This is a genomic window from Streptomyces sp. NPDC102278 (assembly GCF_044766345.1).
In the GTDB taxonomy this organism is placed as follows: Bacteria; Actinomycetota; Actinomycetes; order Streptomycetales; family Streptomycetaceae; genus Streptomyces.
In genome coordinates this window covers 255,603-271,193 of record NZ_JBIWLV010000004.1, presented here as the reverse complement: position 1 = coordinate 271,193, position 15,591 = coordinate 255,603, and the positions used below count along the sequence as shown (strand labels likewise).

Annotated in this window: 13 protein-coding genes; 5 read left to right on the top strand and 8 right to left on the bottom strand. The window is 72.0% G+C overall.

Going from position 1 to position 15,591, the window contains the following annotated elements; genetic code table 11:
- Window positions 1-55: 55 nt before the first annotated feature.
- The 6 genes from ACIRO3_RS13480 to ACIRO3_RS13455 all read right to left on the bottom strand — a co-directional run bounded on the left by ACIRO3_RS13480 (window position 56) and on the right by ACIRO3_RS13455 (window position 7,399).
- On the bottom strand, window positions 56-2,227 hold the full coding sequence (locus tag ACIRO3_RS13480; protein WP_404135813.1) for a 3-hydroxyacyl-CoA dehydrogenase NAD-binding domain-containing protein: 2,172 nt from the start codon (window positions 2,225-2,227) through the stop codon (window positions 56-58).
- Between the two features lie 55 nt (window positions 2,228-2,282).
- Window positions 2,283-3,497 (bottom strand): acetyl-CoA C-acetyltransferase, encoded by a 1,215-nt coding sequence (locus ACIRO3_RS13475; protein WP_361772495.1) that lies wholly within the window; start codon window positions 3,495-3,497, stop codon window positions 2,283-2,285.
- A gap of 59 nt (window positions 3,498-3,556) precedes the next feature.
- The gene (locus ACIRO3_RS13470; protein WP_404135809.1) at window positions 3,557-4,699 is read right to left on the bottom strand and encodes an acyl-CoA dehydrogenase family protein; all 1,143 of its coding nucleotides are present in this window, start codon (window positions 4,697-4,699) and stop codon (window positions 3,557-3,559) included.
- A gap of 11 nt (window positions 4,700-4,710) precedes the next feature.
- Window positions 4,711-5,736 (bottom strand): LLM class F420-dependent oxidoreductase, encoded by a 1,026-nt coding sequence (locus tag ACIRO3_RS13465; RefSeq protein WP_361772499.1) that lies wholly within the window; start codon window positions 5,734-5,736, stop codon window positions 4,711-4,713.
- Window positions 5,736-6,908: a CaiB/BaiF CoA transferase family protein gene (locus ACIRO3_RS13460; protein WP_404135805.1), complete on the bottom strand. Its 1,173-nt coding sequence runs from the start codon at window positions 6,906-6,908 to the stop codon at window positions 5,736-5,738. Before ACIRO3_RS13460 ends, ACIRO3_RS13465 begins: the two co-directional genes overlap by 1 nt.
- 92 nt (window positions 6,909-7,000) lie before the next feature.
- Window positions 7,001-7,399: an MmcQ/YjbR family DNA-binding protein gene (locus ACIRO3_RS13455; protein WP_404136306.1), complete on the bottom strand. Its 399-nt coding sequence runs from the start codon at window positions 7,397-7,399 to the stop codon at window positions 7,001-7,003.
- A 125-nt stretch (window positions 7,400-7,524) separates the two neighbouring features.
- Here ACIRO3_RS13455 and ACIRO3_RS13450 point away from each other — a divergent pair, with 125 nt between their 5' ends.
- Window positions 7,525-8,724 carry a saccharopine dehydrogenase family protein gene (locus ACIRO3_RS13450; protein ID WP_404135802.1) on the top strand — a complete coding sequence of 400 codons (1,200 nt, stop codon included), beginning with the start codon at window positions 7,525-7,527 and terminating at the stop codon, window positions 8,722-8,724.
- Window positions 8,725-8,901: 177 nt separating this feature from the next.
- On the opposite strand, the gene ACIRO3_RS13445 is transcribed toward ACIRO3_RS13450, so the two are convergent.
- Window positions 8,902-9,585 carry an endonuclease V gene (locus ACIRO3_RS13445; protein ID WP_404135799.1) on the bottom strand — a complete coding sequence of 228 codons (684 nt, stop codon included), beginning with the start codon at window positions 9,583-9,585 and terminating at the stop codon, window positions 8,902-8,904.
- 26 nt (window positions 9,586-9,611) lie between these two features.
- On the opposite strand from ACIRO3_RS13445, the gene ACIRO3_RS13440 reads away from it, so the two are divergent.
- Window positions 9,612-9,911, top strand: a complete 300-nt coding sequence (locus ACIRO3_RS13440; RefSeq protein WP_404135796.1) for a YciI family protein — start codon at window positions 9,612-9,614, stop codon at window positions 9,909-9,911.
- A gap of 147 nt (window positions 9,912-10,058) precedes the next feature.
- Here the strand turns inward: ACIRO3_RS13440 and ACIRO3_RS13435 are convergent, their stop codons facing one another.
- The gene (locus ACIRO3_RS13435) at window positions 10,059-11,162 is read right to left on the bottom strand and encodes a WD40/YVTN/BNR-like repeat-containing protein (protein ID WP_404135792.1); all 1,104 of its coding nucleotides are present in this window, start codon (window positions 11,160-11,162) and stop codon (window positions 10,059-10,061) included.
- Window positions 11,163-11,574: 412 nt separating this feature from the next.
- Between ACIRO3_RS13435 and ACIRO3_RS13430 the strand changes: the two genes are divergently transcribed.
- The 3 genes from ACIRO3_RS13430 to ACIRO3_RS13420 all read left to right on the top strand — a co-directional run bounded on the left by ACIRO3_RS13430 (window position 11,575) and on the right by ACIRO3_RS13420 (window position 15,536).
- Window positions 11,575-11,991 carry an SsgA family sporulation/cell division regulator gene (locus tag ACIRO3_RS13430; protein ID WP_404135789.1) on the top strand — a complete coding sequence of 139 codons (417 nt, stop codon included), beginning with the start codon at window positions 11,575-11,577 and terminating at the stop codon, window positions 11,989-11,991.
- 234 nt (window positions 11,992-12,225) lie between these two features.
- The gene (locus tag ACIRO3_RS13425; RefSeq protein WP_404135786.1) at window positions 12,226-13,872 is read left to right on the top strand and encodes an ABC-F family ATP-binding cassette domain-containing protein; all 1,647 of its coding nucleotides are present in this window, start codon (window positions 12,226-12,228) and stop codon (window positions 13,870-13,872) included.
- Between the two features lie 692 nt (window positions 13,873-14,564).
- The gene (locus ACIRO3_RS13420; RefSeq protein WP_404135783.1) at window positions 14,565-15,536 is read left to right on the top strand and encodes an acyl-ACP desaturase; all 972 of its coding nucleotides are present in this window, start codon (window positions 14,565-14,567) and stop codon (window positions 15,534-15,536) included.
- Window positions 15,537-15,591: the final 55 nt, after the last annotated feature.

The following is a 15,591-nucleotide window of genomic DNA, read 5'->3' as shown; positions in this document are numbered from 1 at the left end:
CGCCCGCGCCGCGCGTCCCCCGGGGCATCGGCCCCGGGGGACGCGCGGCGGTCGGTCAGTCGGCGTACGTCTCGCCCCGCTCGGCCTTCGCGACCAGCGACGCCGGCGGGGTGAAGCGCTCGCCGTACGTCGCGGCGAGTTCCCGCGCGCGGGCGACGAAGCCGGGCAGCCCGCCCTCGTAGCCGTTGACGTACTGGATCACCCCGCCGGTCCAGGCCGGGAAGCCGATGCCCATGATGGAGCCGATGTTGGCGTCGGCGATCGAGGTCAGCACGCCCTCGTCGAGGCAGCGGACGGTGTCCAGCGCCTCGGAGAAGAGCATCCGCTCCTTCATGTCCTCGAAGGGGATCTCGGCGCCGGGCTTGGTGAAGTGCTCGCGCAGGCCGGGCCAGATGCGGGCCCTCTTGCCGGCCTCGTCGTACTCGTAGAAGCCGCCGCCACCGCTGCGCCCGGGGCGGTCGAACTCGTCGACCATCCGGTCGATGACCGTGTCCGCCGGGTGCTCGGCCCAGGTGCGGCCCTCGGCCTCGAAGGCCTTGCGGGTCTCGTTGCGGATCTTGCGGGGCAGGGTCAGGGTCAGCTCGTCCATGAGGGAGAGCACCTTGGCCGGGTAGCCGGCCTGGGCGGCGGCCTGTTCGACGGAGGCGGGCTCGATGCCCTCGCCGACCATCGCCACGCCCTCGTTGATGAACTGGCCGATGACGCGCGAGGTGAAGAAGCCGCGCGAGTCGTTGACCACGATCGGGGTCTTGTTGATCTGGCGGACCAGGTCGAAGGCGCGGGCGATGGCCTCGTCGCCGGTGCGCTCGCCCTTGATGATCTCCACCAGCGGCATCTTGTCGACGGGCGAGAAGAAGTGCAGGCCGATGAAGTCGACGGGGCGCGAGACCCCTTCCGCCAGGCCCGTGATGGGCAGGGTGGAGGTGTTGGAGCAGAGCAGCGCGTCGGGCTCGATGACGTCCTGGGTCTCCTGGAACACCTTGTGCTTCAGCGAGGTGTCCTCGAAGACGGCCTCGATCACGGCGTCACAGCCGGCGAGGTCGGCGGCGTCGCCGGTCGGGGTGATCCGCGCCAGCAGTTCCGTCCGCTGGGCCTCGGTGGTCCGACCCCGGGAGACCGCCTTGTCCAGCAGCTTGCGCGAGTACTCCTTGCCCTTGGCGGCGGCCTCGACGGTGACGTCCTTGAGGACCACGTCGATGCCCGCGCGGGCGCAGGAGTAGGCGATGCCCGCGCCCATCATCCCGGCGCCGAGGACGGCCACCTTCTGGACCGTGCGCGGCCCGATCCCCTGCGGGCGGCTGCGGCCCGCGTTGACGGCCTGGAGGTCGAAGAAGAACGCCTGGATCATGTTCTTGGCGGTCTGTCCGGTGACCAGCTCGGTGAAGTAGCGGGCCTCGATGGTCAGCGCGGTGTCGAAGTCCACCTGGGAGCCCTCGACGGCGCAGGCCAGGATGTTGCGCGGCGCCGGGTAGGGGGCGCCGCCCAGCTGCTTCTTGAGGTTCGCGGGGAACGCCGGGAGGTTGGCGGCGAAGCGCGGGTTGGACGGGGTGCCGCCCGGGATCTTGTAACCGGGTACGTCCCAGGGCTGCTTCGACTCGGGGTTCGCGTCGATGAAGGCGCGCGCCTTGGTCAGCATCTCCTCGGGGGTGGCGGCCAGTTCGTGGACGAGGCCGTTCTCCAGGGCGCGCCGCGGGGTGTACTGGGTGCCCTGGAGCAGCACCTTGAGGAGCGCGTCGGCGATGCCCATCAGCCGCACGGTGCGGGTGACGCCGCCGCCGGCGGGGAGCAGGCCGAGGGTGACCTCGGGCAGGCCGATCTTGGAGCCGGGGGCGTCGAGGGCGATCCGGTGGTGGGAGGCCAGGCAGATCTCGTAACCGCCGCCCAGGGCGGCGCCGTTGATGGCGGCGACGACGGGCTTGCCGAGGGTCTCGATGCGGCGCAGCGAGCGCTTGATCTCGGTGCCGGTGTCGAAGGCGAGACCGGCGTCCTCGGGGCGGAGCCGGATCATGTCCTTGAGGTCGCCGCCGGCGAAGAAGGTCTTCTTGGCGGAGGTGAAGACGATGCCGCGGATGGAGTCCTTCTCGGCCTCGGCGCGGTCGGCGATGGCCGCGATGGAGTCCTTGAAGGCCTGGTTCATCGTGTTGGCGGACTGGTCGGGGTCGTCGAGGACGAGGGTGACGACGCCGGTCTCGTCCTGTTCCCAGCGGATCGTGGTGGACTCGCTCATGTTCGCTACTTCCGTGTGGGCCGTGTCGGGGCGGGGTCTGGGATACAGGGACGGTTCAGAGACGTTCGACGATGGTGGCGACGCCCATGCCGCCGCCCACGCAGAGGGTCACGAGGCCGTAGCGCTTGTCCTGGCGCTCCAGTTCGTCGACGATCGTGCCGAGGATCATCGCGCCGGTGGCGCCCAGCGGGTGGCCGAGCGCGATCGCGCCGCCGTTGACGTTGACCTTGTCGAGGGAGACGCCCATGTCCTTGACGAAGCGCAGCACGACGCCGGCGAAGGCCTCGTTGATCTCGATGAGGTCGATGTCGTCGATGCTCAGGCCGGCCTTGGCGAGGGCCTTGCGGGTGGCCGGTGCGGGGCCGGTGAGCATGATGGTCGGCTCGGAGCCGGACACCGCCGCGGAGACGATCCGGGCGCGGGGGGCGAGTCCGTTGCGCTCGCCCGCCTCGCGGGAGCCGATGGCGACGAGGGAGGCGCCGTCGACGATGCCGGAGGAGTTGCCGGCGTGGTGGACGTGGTCGATCTTCTCGACCCAGTGGTACTTCTGCAGGGCCACGGCGTCGAAGCCGCCGAGGTCGCCGATGTCCGCGAAGGACGGCTTCAGCTTGGCGAGGGTGTCGGCCGTGGTGCCCGGGCGGACGAACTCGTCGTGGTCCAGGACGACCAGGCCGTTGCGGTCGGTGACGGGCACGACCGACTTGGCGAAGCGGCCGTCCTTGATCGCGGTGGCGGCGCGCTCCTGGGACAGGGCCGCGTACTCGTCGACGTCGCGGCGGGAGAAGCCCTCGATGGTGGCAATCAGGTCGGCGCCGATGCCCTGCGGGACGAAGCCGGTGTCCCAGTTGGTCATCGGGTCGGCGAACCAGGCGCCGCCGTCGGAGGCCATCGGGACGCGGGACATGGATTCCACGCCGCCGGCGAGGACCAGGTCCTCCCAGCCGGAACGGACCTTGGCGGCGGCCATGTTGACGGCTTCGAGGCCCGAGGCACAGAAGCGGTTCTCCTGGACGCCGGCGACGGTGTCCGGCAGCCCGGCGGCGATGGCCGCGATGCGGGCGATGTCGGATCCCTGGTCGCCGACCGGGCCGACGACGCCGAGGACGATGTCGTCGATGGTGCCCGGGTCCAGGCCGGGGTTGCGCTCGCGCAGGGCGTGGATGAGGCCGACGACCAGGTCGATCGGCTTGGTGCCGTGCAGGGAGCCGTTGGCCTTGCCGCGGCCTCGCGGCGTGCGGATCGCGTCGTACACGTACGCTTCGGTGCTCACTGGTCAAGCCTTTCGAGGGTCTGGAGGGGTGGGTCGGGGAGGTCGGCCGGAGGGGGACGTCAGGCCAGCAGCGAACGGCCGATGATCTCCTTCATGATCTCGGTCGTGCCGCCGTAGATGGTCTGGATGCGGCCGTCCACGAAGGCCCGCGCCACCCGGTACTCGGTCATGTATCCGTAGCCGCCGTGCAGTTGGAGGCAGCGGTCGGCGACCCGTTTCTGCAGTTCGGTGGCCCACCACTTGGCCATCGAGGCGTGGACGTGGTCCAGTTCCCCGTTGGAGTGGTCGGTGATGCAGCGGTCGAGGAAGGTACGGGTGACGGCGCACTCGGTGGCCATCTCCGCGATCTCGAACCGGATGTGCTGGAGCTTGGACAGCGGTCGGCCGAAGGCCTCGCGTTCCTTGACGTACGCGGTGGTGATCTCCAGCAGGTACTCGGCGGCGGCGATGCCGGCCATGGCTATGCCCATCCGCTCCTGCGCGAGGTTGGTCATCAGGTGGACGAACGCGCCGTCGAGTTCCCCGAGGAGGTTCTCCTTCGGGACCCGGACGTCGTGGAAGAACAGCTCGGCGGTGTCCTGGGCCTTCTGGCCGATCTTGTCGAGGTTGCGGCCGCGCTCGAAGCCCTCCGCGCCCCGCTCGACGACCAGCAAGGACATGCCGTGCGCCCCGCCCTCGGGGGTGGTCTTGGCGACCACGATCACGAGGTCGGCGAGGATCCCGTTGGAGATGAACGTCTTGGAGCCGTTGAGCACCCAGTGGTCGCCGGCGTCCTCGGCGGTGGTCCGGATCCCCTGGAGGTCGGAGCCCGCGCCCGGTTCGGTCATCGCGATGGCGGTGATGATCTCGCCGCTGCAGAAGCCCGGCAGCCAGCGGCGCTTCTGTTCCTCGGTGGCCAGCGAGGTCAGGTAGGGGCCGATGATGTCGTTGTGCAGGCCGATCGCGAGCCCGGCGGCGCCCGCCCGGGTGAACTCCTCGGCGATCACTGCGGCGTAGCGGAAGTCGGCGTTCCCGCCACCGCCGTACTCCTGGGGGACGGCGAGGCCCAGCAGGCCCTGCCGGCCGGCCGCCAGCCAGGCCCCCCGGCCGACGATGCCGTCCTTCTCCCACGCGTCGTAGTGCGGCAGCACCTCCTTGTTCAGGAAGGTGCGCACGGTGTCGCGGAACGCCTCGTGGTCGGCGTCGAAGATCCGGCGCTTCATGGATGGGCTCCTCACAGCCAGTTCTTGACGGTTTCGATGAGCCGGGCCGGCTCGGGTCCGACGGGCGTCACGTTGAGCATGGTGACCCCGGCGGCGCGGAAGGCCTCGACGCGCTCGCGTACGTAACCCTCGGGGCCGCACAACGTCATCAGCTCGCAGAACTCGTCGGGTACGGCCGCCGCGGCGTCGCGCTTGCGTCCGGAGAGGTAGAGCTCCTGGATCTTCCGGGCCTCCTCCTCGTACCCGTAGGCGACGGCGAGGTCGTTGTAGAAGTTCTTGCCCGGCGCGCCCATCCCGCCGACGTACAGGGCGATCTGCGGGCGCGCCAGGTCCCGTACGGCGGCCGCGTCCTCGCCGATGGCGAGCAGGCCGCCGGCGACGGTCTCCAGCGGGCCGAGTTCCGGGGAGCGCTCGGCCGCGCCCCGGGCGAGGGCGCTGCCCCACACGTCCGCGGCCTTCTCCGGGAGGAAGAGCGTGGGGAGCCAGCCGTCGGCGATCTCGGCGGTCATCGCCACGTTGGCGGGGCCGAGCGAGGCCACGTACACGGGGACGCGGTCGCGGACCGGTCGGGTGAGGATCTTCAGCGGCTTGCCGTGTCGGCCGCCCTTCTCGGGCGGGAGCGGCATGTCGGTGATCCCGCGGTGGTCGATCGTCTCGCGGCGCCAGATGCGGCGGCACAGTTCGACGGTCTCGCGGGTCCGGCCGATCGGCTTGTCGTACGGCTTCCCGTGCCATCCCTCGACCACCTGCGGGCCGGAGGCGCCGAGGCCCAACAGGGCCCGGCCGCCGGACATCGCGTCGAGACCGGCCGCGGTCTGCGCGATGAGGGCGGGGGTGCGCGAGTAGACGTTGAGGATCGCCGAGCCGATCTTCATCCGCTCGGTGCGGGCGGCCAGGTATCCCATGATCGTGGGAGAGTCGAAGCCCCAGGCCTCCGCGACCCAGACGGCGTCGAGTCCGGCCGCCTCCAGGGCGGCCGCCTCGTCGGCGGCCCGGCGCGGGTCGCCCGCGTAGTCGAGCATCATGGACAGTTCCATCAGGCGTCCTTCCCCAGCAGGGCCGGCAGGTCCCAGTCCGCCGCCACGGACGCGGTGTGCGCGCCCGGCAGGGCGGGCCCGCCGGTGACGGCCGTGGCGGTCACCGAGAAGCGGGGCGCGGGCGCGGGCTGGGTGATCCCGCCGAAGTCGGTGAAGGTGCCGCGGGCGGCGAGGTGGGGGTGCGTGGGGGCCTCGCCCAGCGACAGGACCGGCGCCACGCAGGCGTCGCTCCCCTCGAAGACGGCCGTCCACTCCTGTCGGGTGCGGGACTTGAAGCGGGCGGCGACGCTCTCGCGGAGCTCGCCCCAGCGGGCCAGGTCCTTGCGGGCGGGGGCCAGGTCCTTGATGCCGAGCAGGTCGACGAAGGTGTCGTAGAACTGCTGCTCCAGCGCGCCGACGGCCATGTACTGCCCGTCGGAGGTCTCGTAGGTGCCGTAGAAGGGGCAGCCGCCGTCGAGCAGGTTGGCCCCGCGCCGGTCCTGCCAGCCGCCGGCCGCCATCATCCCGTGGATCATCGAGGTGAGGTGGGCGGTGCCGTCGACGATGGCCGCGTCGACGACCTGTCCGGCGCCGCCGGGGGCTCCCGCGTGCCGGAGGGCGGCGAGGATGCCGATGACCAGGTAGAGGGAGCCGCCGGCGTAGTCGCCGACGAGGTTGGCGGGGACGGCCGGGGGCTCTCCCGGGTTCCCGATCATGCCCAGCGCGCCGGTGACGGCGATGTACGCGATGTCGTGCCCGGCCGTGTGCGCGAGCGGCCCGTCTTGGCCCCAGCCGGTCATCCGGCCGTAGACCAGTCGCGGGTTGCGGGCGAGACACACGTCGGGGCCGACGCCGAGGCGCTCGGCGACGCCGGGACGGAACCCTTCGATGAGCACGTCGGCCCGCTCGACCAGGTCCAGCACGCGGGCCGGGCCCTCGGCGGACTTGAGGTCGAGCAGGACGGACCGCTTGTTGCGGTTGGTGACGTCGTAGGTCGGGTCGACGGCGAGTCCGCCGCCGCCGGGCCGGTCCACCCGGACGACGTCCGCCCCGAGGTCCGCGAGGACCATCGCGGCGAACGGGCCGGGCCCGATGCCGGCCAGCTCGACGACGCGCACGCCCGCGAGCGGGCCGTTGCGGCCACCGTCGCCGGCCCCCTCGGCGGTCCCGTGCCCGGTACCTGTCGCTGCCATCGAGCCCCCAGCATCCTGGTGCGTGGTGTGACACAACTGATGTAACACCAGCGATGCTAGGAACGCGTTCCACTCAGCACAAGAGCAAGCGCTTAGCCATCTGCCTCGATTCGCGCGTCCAGCTCCCTCGCGTGCCGTTTGAGGGCCACCGTGCGGTAACTCTCCTCCACCCACTCGCACAGCACCTCCGCCGAGGGCGCGCCCTCCTCCCCCAGCGGCACGGAGACCCAGCCCGACCGGCCCAGGCCGTACCCGGTCGGTTCCGCACCGGGAGCGGTCATCGCGTGCCCGTGGAGCGCCTCGTCCTTGAGCTTCACGGAGATGCCGGGCGGCCCGTCCGTGTTGCCCAGGAAGACGAAGATCTTCTTGTTGACCTTCATCACGGCGTCCCCGGGCCCCCAGGGGAACTCCTCGACGACCTCCGGCAACCCGAGGGCAAACCCCCGCACCGCCTCCCACTTGCGCACCGCAGCCTTCACCGACACCTCCAGCACCTCCACTCACCGCAGGCGGCCCCGGGTACCCGCGCGATGCGCGCCCGGCGCGTACCTGCCCGTACGGACAGCCGTTCCTCACGCTAGCCTCAGCCACCGACACCAGCTGGGAGGAGCGGTCCATGAACGAGCGGGTTCGGCACCACGATCCGGAACGGGCTTACGACGTCGTGCTTTTCGGGGCCACCGGGTTCGTCGGGGCACTCACCGCCGAGTATCTGGCGGCGAACGCCCCGGCCGACTGCCGGTGGGCCCTGGCGGGACGGGACCTCGGCAAACTGGAGCGGCTGCGCGAGCGGCTCGCCGCCCTCGACCCGGCCTGCGCGGCCGTGCCCCTGGTCCGCGCCGATTCGGGCGACCCCGACTCCCTGCGGGAGTTGGCCTCCTCCACCCGGGTCCTGGCCAGCACGGTCGGGCCGTACGTCTGGTACGGGGCGGAGCTGGTCGCGGCGTGCGCCGAGGCGGGCACCGACTACGTGGACCTCACGGGCGAACCGGAGTTCGTCGACCGGATGTACGTCGAGCACGACGCGCGGGCCCGGGAGACGGGCGCCCGGCTGGTGCACGCGTGCGGCTTCGACTCGATCCCGGCCGACCTGGGCGCGTACTTCACGGTGGGCCGGCTGCCGGCCGGGGTGCCGCTGCGCGTGGACGGGTTCATGCGCTCCAATGCCATGCTGTCCGGCGGCACCCTGGCCTCCGCGCTCACCGCCATGAGCCGGGGCCCGCAGACCCTGGCCGCGGCCCGCGAGCGGCGCCTGCACGAACCGCGGCGGCCCGAGCGCCGGGTACGGGCCACGGGCGGCCACCCGCACTACAGCCGCGAGACCGGCACCTGGGCGCTGCCCCTGCCGACCCTGGACGTGGCGATCGTGGCCCGTTCGGCGGCCGCGCTGGAACGGTACGGGCCGGACTTCCGCTACCGCCACCACGCCTCGGTCAAGCACCTGCCGATCGCGGTGGGCGGCTCGGTGGCGGTGGCGACGACGGCCGCCCTGGCCCAGGTGCCCGCGGCCCGACGCCTGCTGATGAGCCGCTGGGAGCCGGGCCGCGGACCCGACGCCGAGCGACGCGCCCGCAGCTGGTTCACGGTCCGCTTCGTCGGTACGGGCGGGGGCCGCCGGGTGTTCACGGAGGTCTCGGGCGGCGACCCCGGCTACGGGGAGACCGCGAAGATGCTCGCGGAGTCGGCGCTCTGTCTGGCCCACGACGCCCTGCCGGACACCGCCGGCCAGCTCACCACGGCGGTGGCCATGGGCGACGCGCTCCTGGACCGGCTCCAGAAGACGGGCATCCGCTTCCGGGTCGCGGCCGAGGACTGAGGGCTCGGGGGAGCCCGGGGCGGGCGCGTGGGTCGGGCCGGTCGGTGCGGGCGGCGGGCTCCGGCCGGCACCTGCCTGCCCGGGGTCGGCGGGTCCTGCCGGCCCGAGGGGCGGCGGGCTCCTGCCGGCACTTGCCGGCCCGGGCGGCGGGCTCTTGCCGGCCCGGCCGGCCCGGGCCTACTCCGCGACGGCTTCCCGCAGGGCGCGCCGACACAGGGAGTCGGCGCGTCGGGTCGTCTCCGGAATCCGGTAGCGGGGGCTCAGCGCGAGCGTGTGCGCGCAGGCGTTGTCGAGCGAGACCCGGTGCCCCACCGACACGTACACCGGCTTGATCCCGTCCTGCGTGCGCAGCGCCCGGCCGACGACGGCCCCGTCGGGCGCGAGCAGCGGGGAGGTGTCGCCGCGGCGGGCGCGCGGTTCCTCGTACGTGAAGGTGAACGGGTTCTTCGCGACCCCGATGCTGGGCAGTCCGGTGACCACCCCGAGGTGGCAGGCGAGGCCGAAGCCGCGCGGGTGGGCCAGCCCGTAGCCGTCGCAGACGACCAGCCCCGGGGTGACGGTCAGGGCCTCCAACGCGGCCAGGACGGTCGGCAGTTCGCGGAACGCGAGCAGTCCCGGCACGTAGGGGAAGCTGACGTGCCCCACGGCCGTGGCCTCCTCGACCACTTCCAGGGTGGCGGCGTCCAGGACCACTGCGGCGGCCGCCACGAGGTCGCGCTCGTCGTCGTAGGCGACGTCCACGCCCGCGACGAGGCCGCTCCCGACCGGCGGCCCGGCCTCGTCCAGCACCACGCTCTTGCGCAGTTCGTCCTGTATCGCCCGGGCCTCGGCCTCGTCGGCGGGGGTCTTCGCACTCGTCATGATGGTCCGAGAGTAGCCTGGCGATCATGTTCGTCATGGAGCTCACCTACACCGCGCCCGTCGAATCCGTCGAAGAGGAAATGGACGCGCACATCGCCTGGCTGGACGGCCACTACGCCTCCGGCGTCTTCCTCGCCTCGGGCCGCAAGGTCCCGCGCGACGGCGGGATCATCCTGGCCGGCGGGGTCTCCCGCGCCGAGATCGAGCAGATCGCGACCGAGGACCCCTTCACGGTGGCGGGCGTGTGCACCTACCGGATCACCGAATTCATCGCCACCAAGACCTCGGCGGACCTCACGACGGTCCGCGAGAACCCGGCCACGTAGCGGGGCGGGCGCCCCGGCGAACGGATGGCGCGCCGACCGGATGGCGAGACGGGCGGATGGCGAGACGGGCGGATGGCGGGGCGCGAGGCGGGGCTTCGCGTCGGGCCGGGCGCCGGGGCCGGCGGGCCGAGCTCGCCCGGAAGGGCGTCACCGCCGCTCCAGCCGCGCCACCCGCCCCTTCTCGCCCGACGCCCAGCAGCCGCCGTCCGTCGCGCAGTCGACCGTGTCGTACGAGCCCGCGTCCAGCGCCCGCCAGGTACGACCCCCGTCGAGCGTCACGTCCGTACCCGTCGGGCCCACCGCCAGCGCCGCCGTGCGGAGGTACGGGTGCCAGGCCACGCCGGACCGGTAGGCGGGCGGCGGGGTGGCCGACGGACGCCAGGTGCGGCCCCCGTCGGCGGACACCGCCGCGGCCCTCGGGGAGGCCTCGCCCGTGCGGTAGTCGCCGCCGACCGCGAGTCCCGTCGTACGGTCGCGGAAGGCCAGGGCGAAGACCCCGCGGGCCGGATCGCCGGCCGGCACCGGGGATTCGGCGACCCGCCAGGTGCGCCCGCGGTCCGCCGAGTGCAGGACGCGGGCGACCGTGCTCCCGCCCGTGGCCAGCCAGACGTCGCGCGACCCCGCGGTGACCAGGCACTGGCCGCTCGCCGCGAAGCCCGCCTCGCCGGGGAGGGCCGCCGGCATCCCGGCGTCCGCAAGCACGTGCCAGTTCCGGCCGCCGTCGTCCGTGGACAGGACGCGGAACTTCCCGTCCACCGGGTCGCTCACGGCCAATCCGTGGCGGGAGTCGAAGAAGGTCAGGCAGTCGTAGAAGGCGCGCGGGTCGGGGTTGCGGAAGGCCTCGGTCCAGGTCGCCCCGCCGTCCTCGGTGCGCAGTACGCGGGAGGCCTCGCCCTCGCCGATGGACAGGGCCACCGCGCGCCGCGCGTCGAAGGCCTCGATGTCGCGCAGTTCCCATCCCTCGGCGACCGCACCCGGCGGCGAGACGTCCCGCCAGGCGCGTCCGCCGTCCACCGTGCGCAGGACCGTTCCCTTGGAACCCGCCAACCAGGCCGTGGAGCGGTCGACCGCCGCCAGCCCGCGGAAGCGGACCGCGTCCTTGCCGGTCGCCTTCAACGCCCAGCCCACGCCGTGCGGATCACGTAAGTGCGCGGCCGACGCCACTTCCGACGCAGCCGACGGACCCGCCACCGGGACCGCCGCCGGCGCCGGCGAGGCCGCGACCCCCACCAGCAGGACCGCCGCGCACATGCCAACTCCCAGAAGTCTCATGGCGCCGGAAGCTAACGCACCCCCGATGCCCCGTCCAGGGCGCCTCCCCCGGTCGCGCACGCCTTTACGCGGCCACCCGCGCCCACCCGCCCCGTCCGCGCCCCCACCCGCCCGTCCGCGTCCCTCCCCGGCCGCCGCGACCCGCCTTGCGCCTGCGGAGTGAGCGGGAACCGGCCTTACTGCGACCACCTCGGCACCCTCGGAGCCGGCCCGGCTCCTTGCCCGACACCCGCCAACCGGTCACCCTGTGCGATCACACAGGTGACATCAGGCCAATCGGTGACACAGCTCACGCGATCCCGCGTGCACGGATTCGCCGATTCAGGCGTCTATCCCGTTGCCGGGAGCCACCCCACTCCCCGGCGACGGATCCGCCGCAAGGGAGCGAGCCTTGATCACTGTCATCGAGCAGGCCGTGCAGGCCCGACTGGTCGCCACCGCACCGAAGGTCGAGACCGTGCCCGTCACGCTCTGCTACGACCGGTCGGATCCCTTCGCCGTCCGGATGGCCTTTCCCGCCCCGGCCACGCTGGAAGGCGTCGAGATCTCCTGGGCGTTCGCGCGCGAGCTGCTGGAGTGCGGTCTGCAACGGCCGGCCGGCCACGGCGACGTACGCGTGCGCCCGTACGACGCCGAGCGGACCACGATCGAGTTCCACGCCCCGGAGGGAGTGGCGATCGTCCTGATGACCACGGCCGACCTCCAGCGGTTCCTGGAGCGGGCCTCCGCGGTCGTCCCGCCCGGCCTGGAGCACCTCTACCTCGATGTCGACCACAGCCTGGCCGAGCTCATGCGCGGCTCCCGCTGAGGCGTACCGGTTAATTCGTTTGCGGGCGGCTCCGGCCGTCCGTAGCTTCGTGTACGCCCCATTGCCGTCGAAACGGAGCAGGACGTTGCTCTTCTGAGGTCCGAGACACCGACCACAGTCCCCCTTGGTCACCGCCGTCACCGTTCACCTCATGTGACCCCGTGACCGACCGTTTCGACCTGTCGGCTGTCTCCCCCGCGTTGCACACCATCACCACGCAACCTGGAGGCCTCCATGAGCCACACCCCTGCCTATCTCACCTGCACCGACCTGTCCTTCGTCTGGCCCGACGGGACCCCCGTCCTCGACGACTTCCACCTGACCGTCGGCCCCGGCCGAACCGGCCTGGTCGGAGTCAACGGCTGCGGCAAGTCCACACTGTTGAAGCTCCTCGCGGGTGAACTCCACCCGACGGACGGCCGACTGTCCGTCGCCGGAACCGTCGGCCACCTCCCGCAGGACGTCACGCTGGACACCGCCCTGCGCGTGGACGAGGTACTCGGCATCCGCGACACCCGCACCGCGCTCCACGCCATCGAGGCGGGCGCGGCCACCGAGGAGAACTTCACCGCCGTCGGCGACGACTGGGACGTGGAGGAGCGGGCCCTCGCCACCCTCGACCAACTCGGCCTCGGTCGGATCGGCCTCGACCGGACCGTGGCCGAACTGTCCGGCGGCGAATGCGTCCTGCTGCGACTGGCGTCCCTGCTGCTGGCCCGCCCGGACGTCCTGCTGCTCGACGAACCCACCAACAACCTGGACCTGCGCGCCCGTCGCCGCCTCTACGCGGCGGTCGAGTCCTGGTCGGGGGTGATGGTCCTGGTCAGCCACGACCGGGAACTGCTGGAACGGGTCGACCAGATCGCCGACCTGCGTGACGGCGAAGTCCGTTGGTACGGAGGGAACTTCACCGAGTACGAGGAACTCCTCGCCGCCGAACAGGAGGCGGCCGAAAGGATGGTCCGGGTCGCGGAGGCCGACGTCCAACGCCAGAAGCGCGAACTGTCCGAAGCACAGATCAAGTTGGCCCGACGCAAGCGCTACGGACAGAAGATGTACGACTCCAAGCGCGAGCCGAAGATCGTCATGAACGCGCGCAAGCGCGCGGCCCAGGAATCGGCGGGCAAGCACCACACCCTGCACGCCGAGAAGCTGGCGGGCGCCCGCGAACGGCTGGACCAGGCCGTGGAGGCGGTCCGCGACGACGACGAGATCCGGATCAAGCTGCCCGCCACACAGGTCCCGCCGGGCCGGCGCGTGCTGACCCTGAGCGACCTGCGGCTCGTCCACGGGGCGTCGGTCACGGGCGAGTGGGAGCTGCGCGGACCCGAACGGATCGCGCTCGTCGGCGGCAACGGATCCGGCAAGACCACCCTGCTGCGGACGATCGCCGGACAGCTGGCGCCGGTGTCGGGGGAGGCGCTGACGCACGTGCCGACGCGCTTCCTGCCGCAACGGCTGGACGCGGAGGTACTGGACGACGAGTGCTCGGTGGTGGAGAACGTGGCACGGTTCGCGCCGCACGCCACGAACAACCTGATCCGGGCACGACTCGCGCACTTCCTGTTCCGGGGCGCCCGCTCGGACCGGGCGGCCGGCACCCTGTCGGGCGGCGAACGCTTCCGCGCCGCCCTGGCGGCCCTGCTGCTGGCCGAACCGGCTCCGCAGCTGCTGATGCTGGACGAACCGACGAACAGCCTCGACCTGGCGAGCGTACGACAGCTCACGGACGCCCTGGCCTCGTACGAGGGCGCGCTCTTGGTGGCCTCGCACGACGTGCCGTTCCTGGAGTCGATCGGCATCACGCGGTGGCTGCTGCTCGACGGCGAACTGCGGGCGACGACGGCCGAGGAGGTCAGGGAATCCCTGTGGCACACCTGACCGGCCGGTCCTTCCGGATCCCCCCGCCGGCCGGCCCGCACCGCACGCGAGCGGTGGCCGCGGCGGGCGGCCCGCCCCCTCGGGGGCCCGACGGCCGAAACGACCGGATGCCCCCGGAGCGGTTTCCCGATTCGCACTCATGAAGCCGCTCCCGGAGCGGCGCCAGGAGGCCCGACCGCCGGACCCGCCCCTCACACCCGGCGCCGCGGGGGCGCCCCCTGCGGGTGCCTGCCCCCGTACCGCCGTCCGGGCGCCGGCGGTACGGGAGCCGGAACGAGAGCGTCACCGTGACCCACCCCCCACGTTTGACCGCAGGCTTCGAAGGCCCCGCACGCCCACGAGCGGGCGCGAGCGTCCACGGGCGCGTGCCGGTGCGATCAGGCGCGCGGGTGCGATCAACTCGCGATCGAGCATCGCGGACGGCGTCCGAAGCGACTCCCCGGAGCGGGAGGGCGTGCGTCGCGCACGTACCTCCCGCGTCAAACCGGAGGGGGTGAAGCCTTCAGTGGCGTGATTTGCCTTGCCTATTTCGCCCCTCAAGACCCTTCCAGCACCCCTCAGAACTGCATAGATAACTGGACGCAACCGGACATATAACCGCCTGGGGCTTGGCTGGCCTTGATGTCGCGCTTAACCTACGACTCCGTAGGCTACGGAACCGTAGGTAATTCGCTGTCCCCCCAGGAGCACCCGTGACAATCACCTCTCCCCACCTCGGCAGCTCGGAGGCGTGGACGGACGCCAAGCTGCTGTTCGCGCTGGAAGAGGTGGTCGAAAAGGAGCTCAACCGCCACCTGAAGGTCACCAAGGACTGGATGCCCCACGACTACGTTCCGTGGAGCGACGGCCGGAACTTCCCCGCCCTCTTCGAGGACGGCGAAGCATGGGACCCCGAGCAGTCCAAGGTCACCGACATCGGCAAGATCGCCCTCGTCGTCAACCTGCTGACCGAGGACAACCTCCCCAGCTACCACCACGAGATCGCGTCGCTTTTCGGCCGCAACGGCGCCTGGGGCACCTGGGTGCACCGCTGGACCGCCGAGGAGGGTCGCCACGGCATCGTGATGCGCGACTACCTGCTGGCCTCGCGCGCCGTGGACCCGGACAAGCTCGAGGCATTCCGGATGCAGCACATGTCCGAGGGCTTCGAGTCCGACAACCGGCACTCGATGCTGCACTCCGTGGCGTACGTCGCCTTCCAGGAGCTCGCGACCCGCATCTCCCACCGGAACACCGGCCACCAGTCCGGTGACCCGGTCTGCGACCGGATGCTGGCCCGCATCGCGCAGGACGAGAACCTGCACATGGTCTTCTACCGCAACCTGCTGGGCGCCGCCTTCGAGCTGGCCCCGGACCTGACGATGCAGGCCGTACGGGACGTCGTGGTCGGCTTCCGGATGCCCGGACACGGCATGCCCGGCTTCGAGCGGATGGCAGCGCAGATGGCGATCGGCGGGGTCTACAACCTGCGGATCCACCACGACGACGTACTGAGCCCCGTGATCCGGTTCCTGAAGGTCATGGACATCGACGGTCTGGGCCCCGAGGGACAGAAGGCTCAGGAAGAGCTCGGGCTCTTCATGGACGGCCTGGACAGCGAGGCCCGCAAGTTCGACGAGCGTCTGGCCGCCCGCGCGGCGCGCATCGCGGCCCGCAAGGGCTGACCGATTTCCGCTCGCTCGGGCGAGTGATGCCGATTGCCCTGGCAGAGCACGGCTC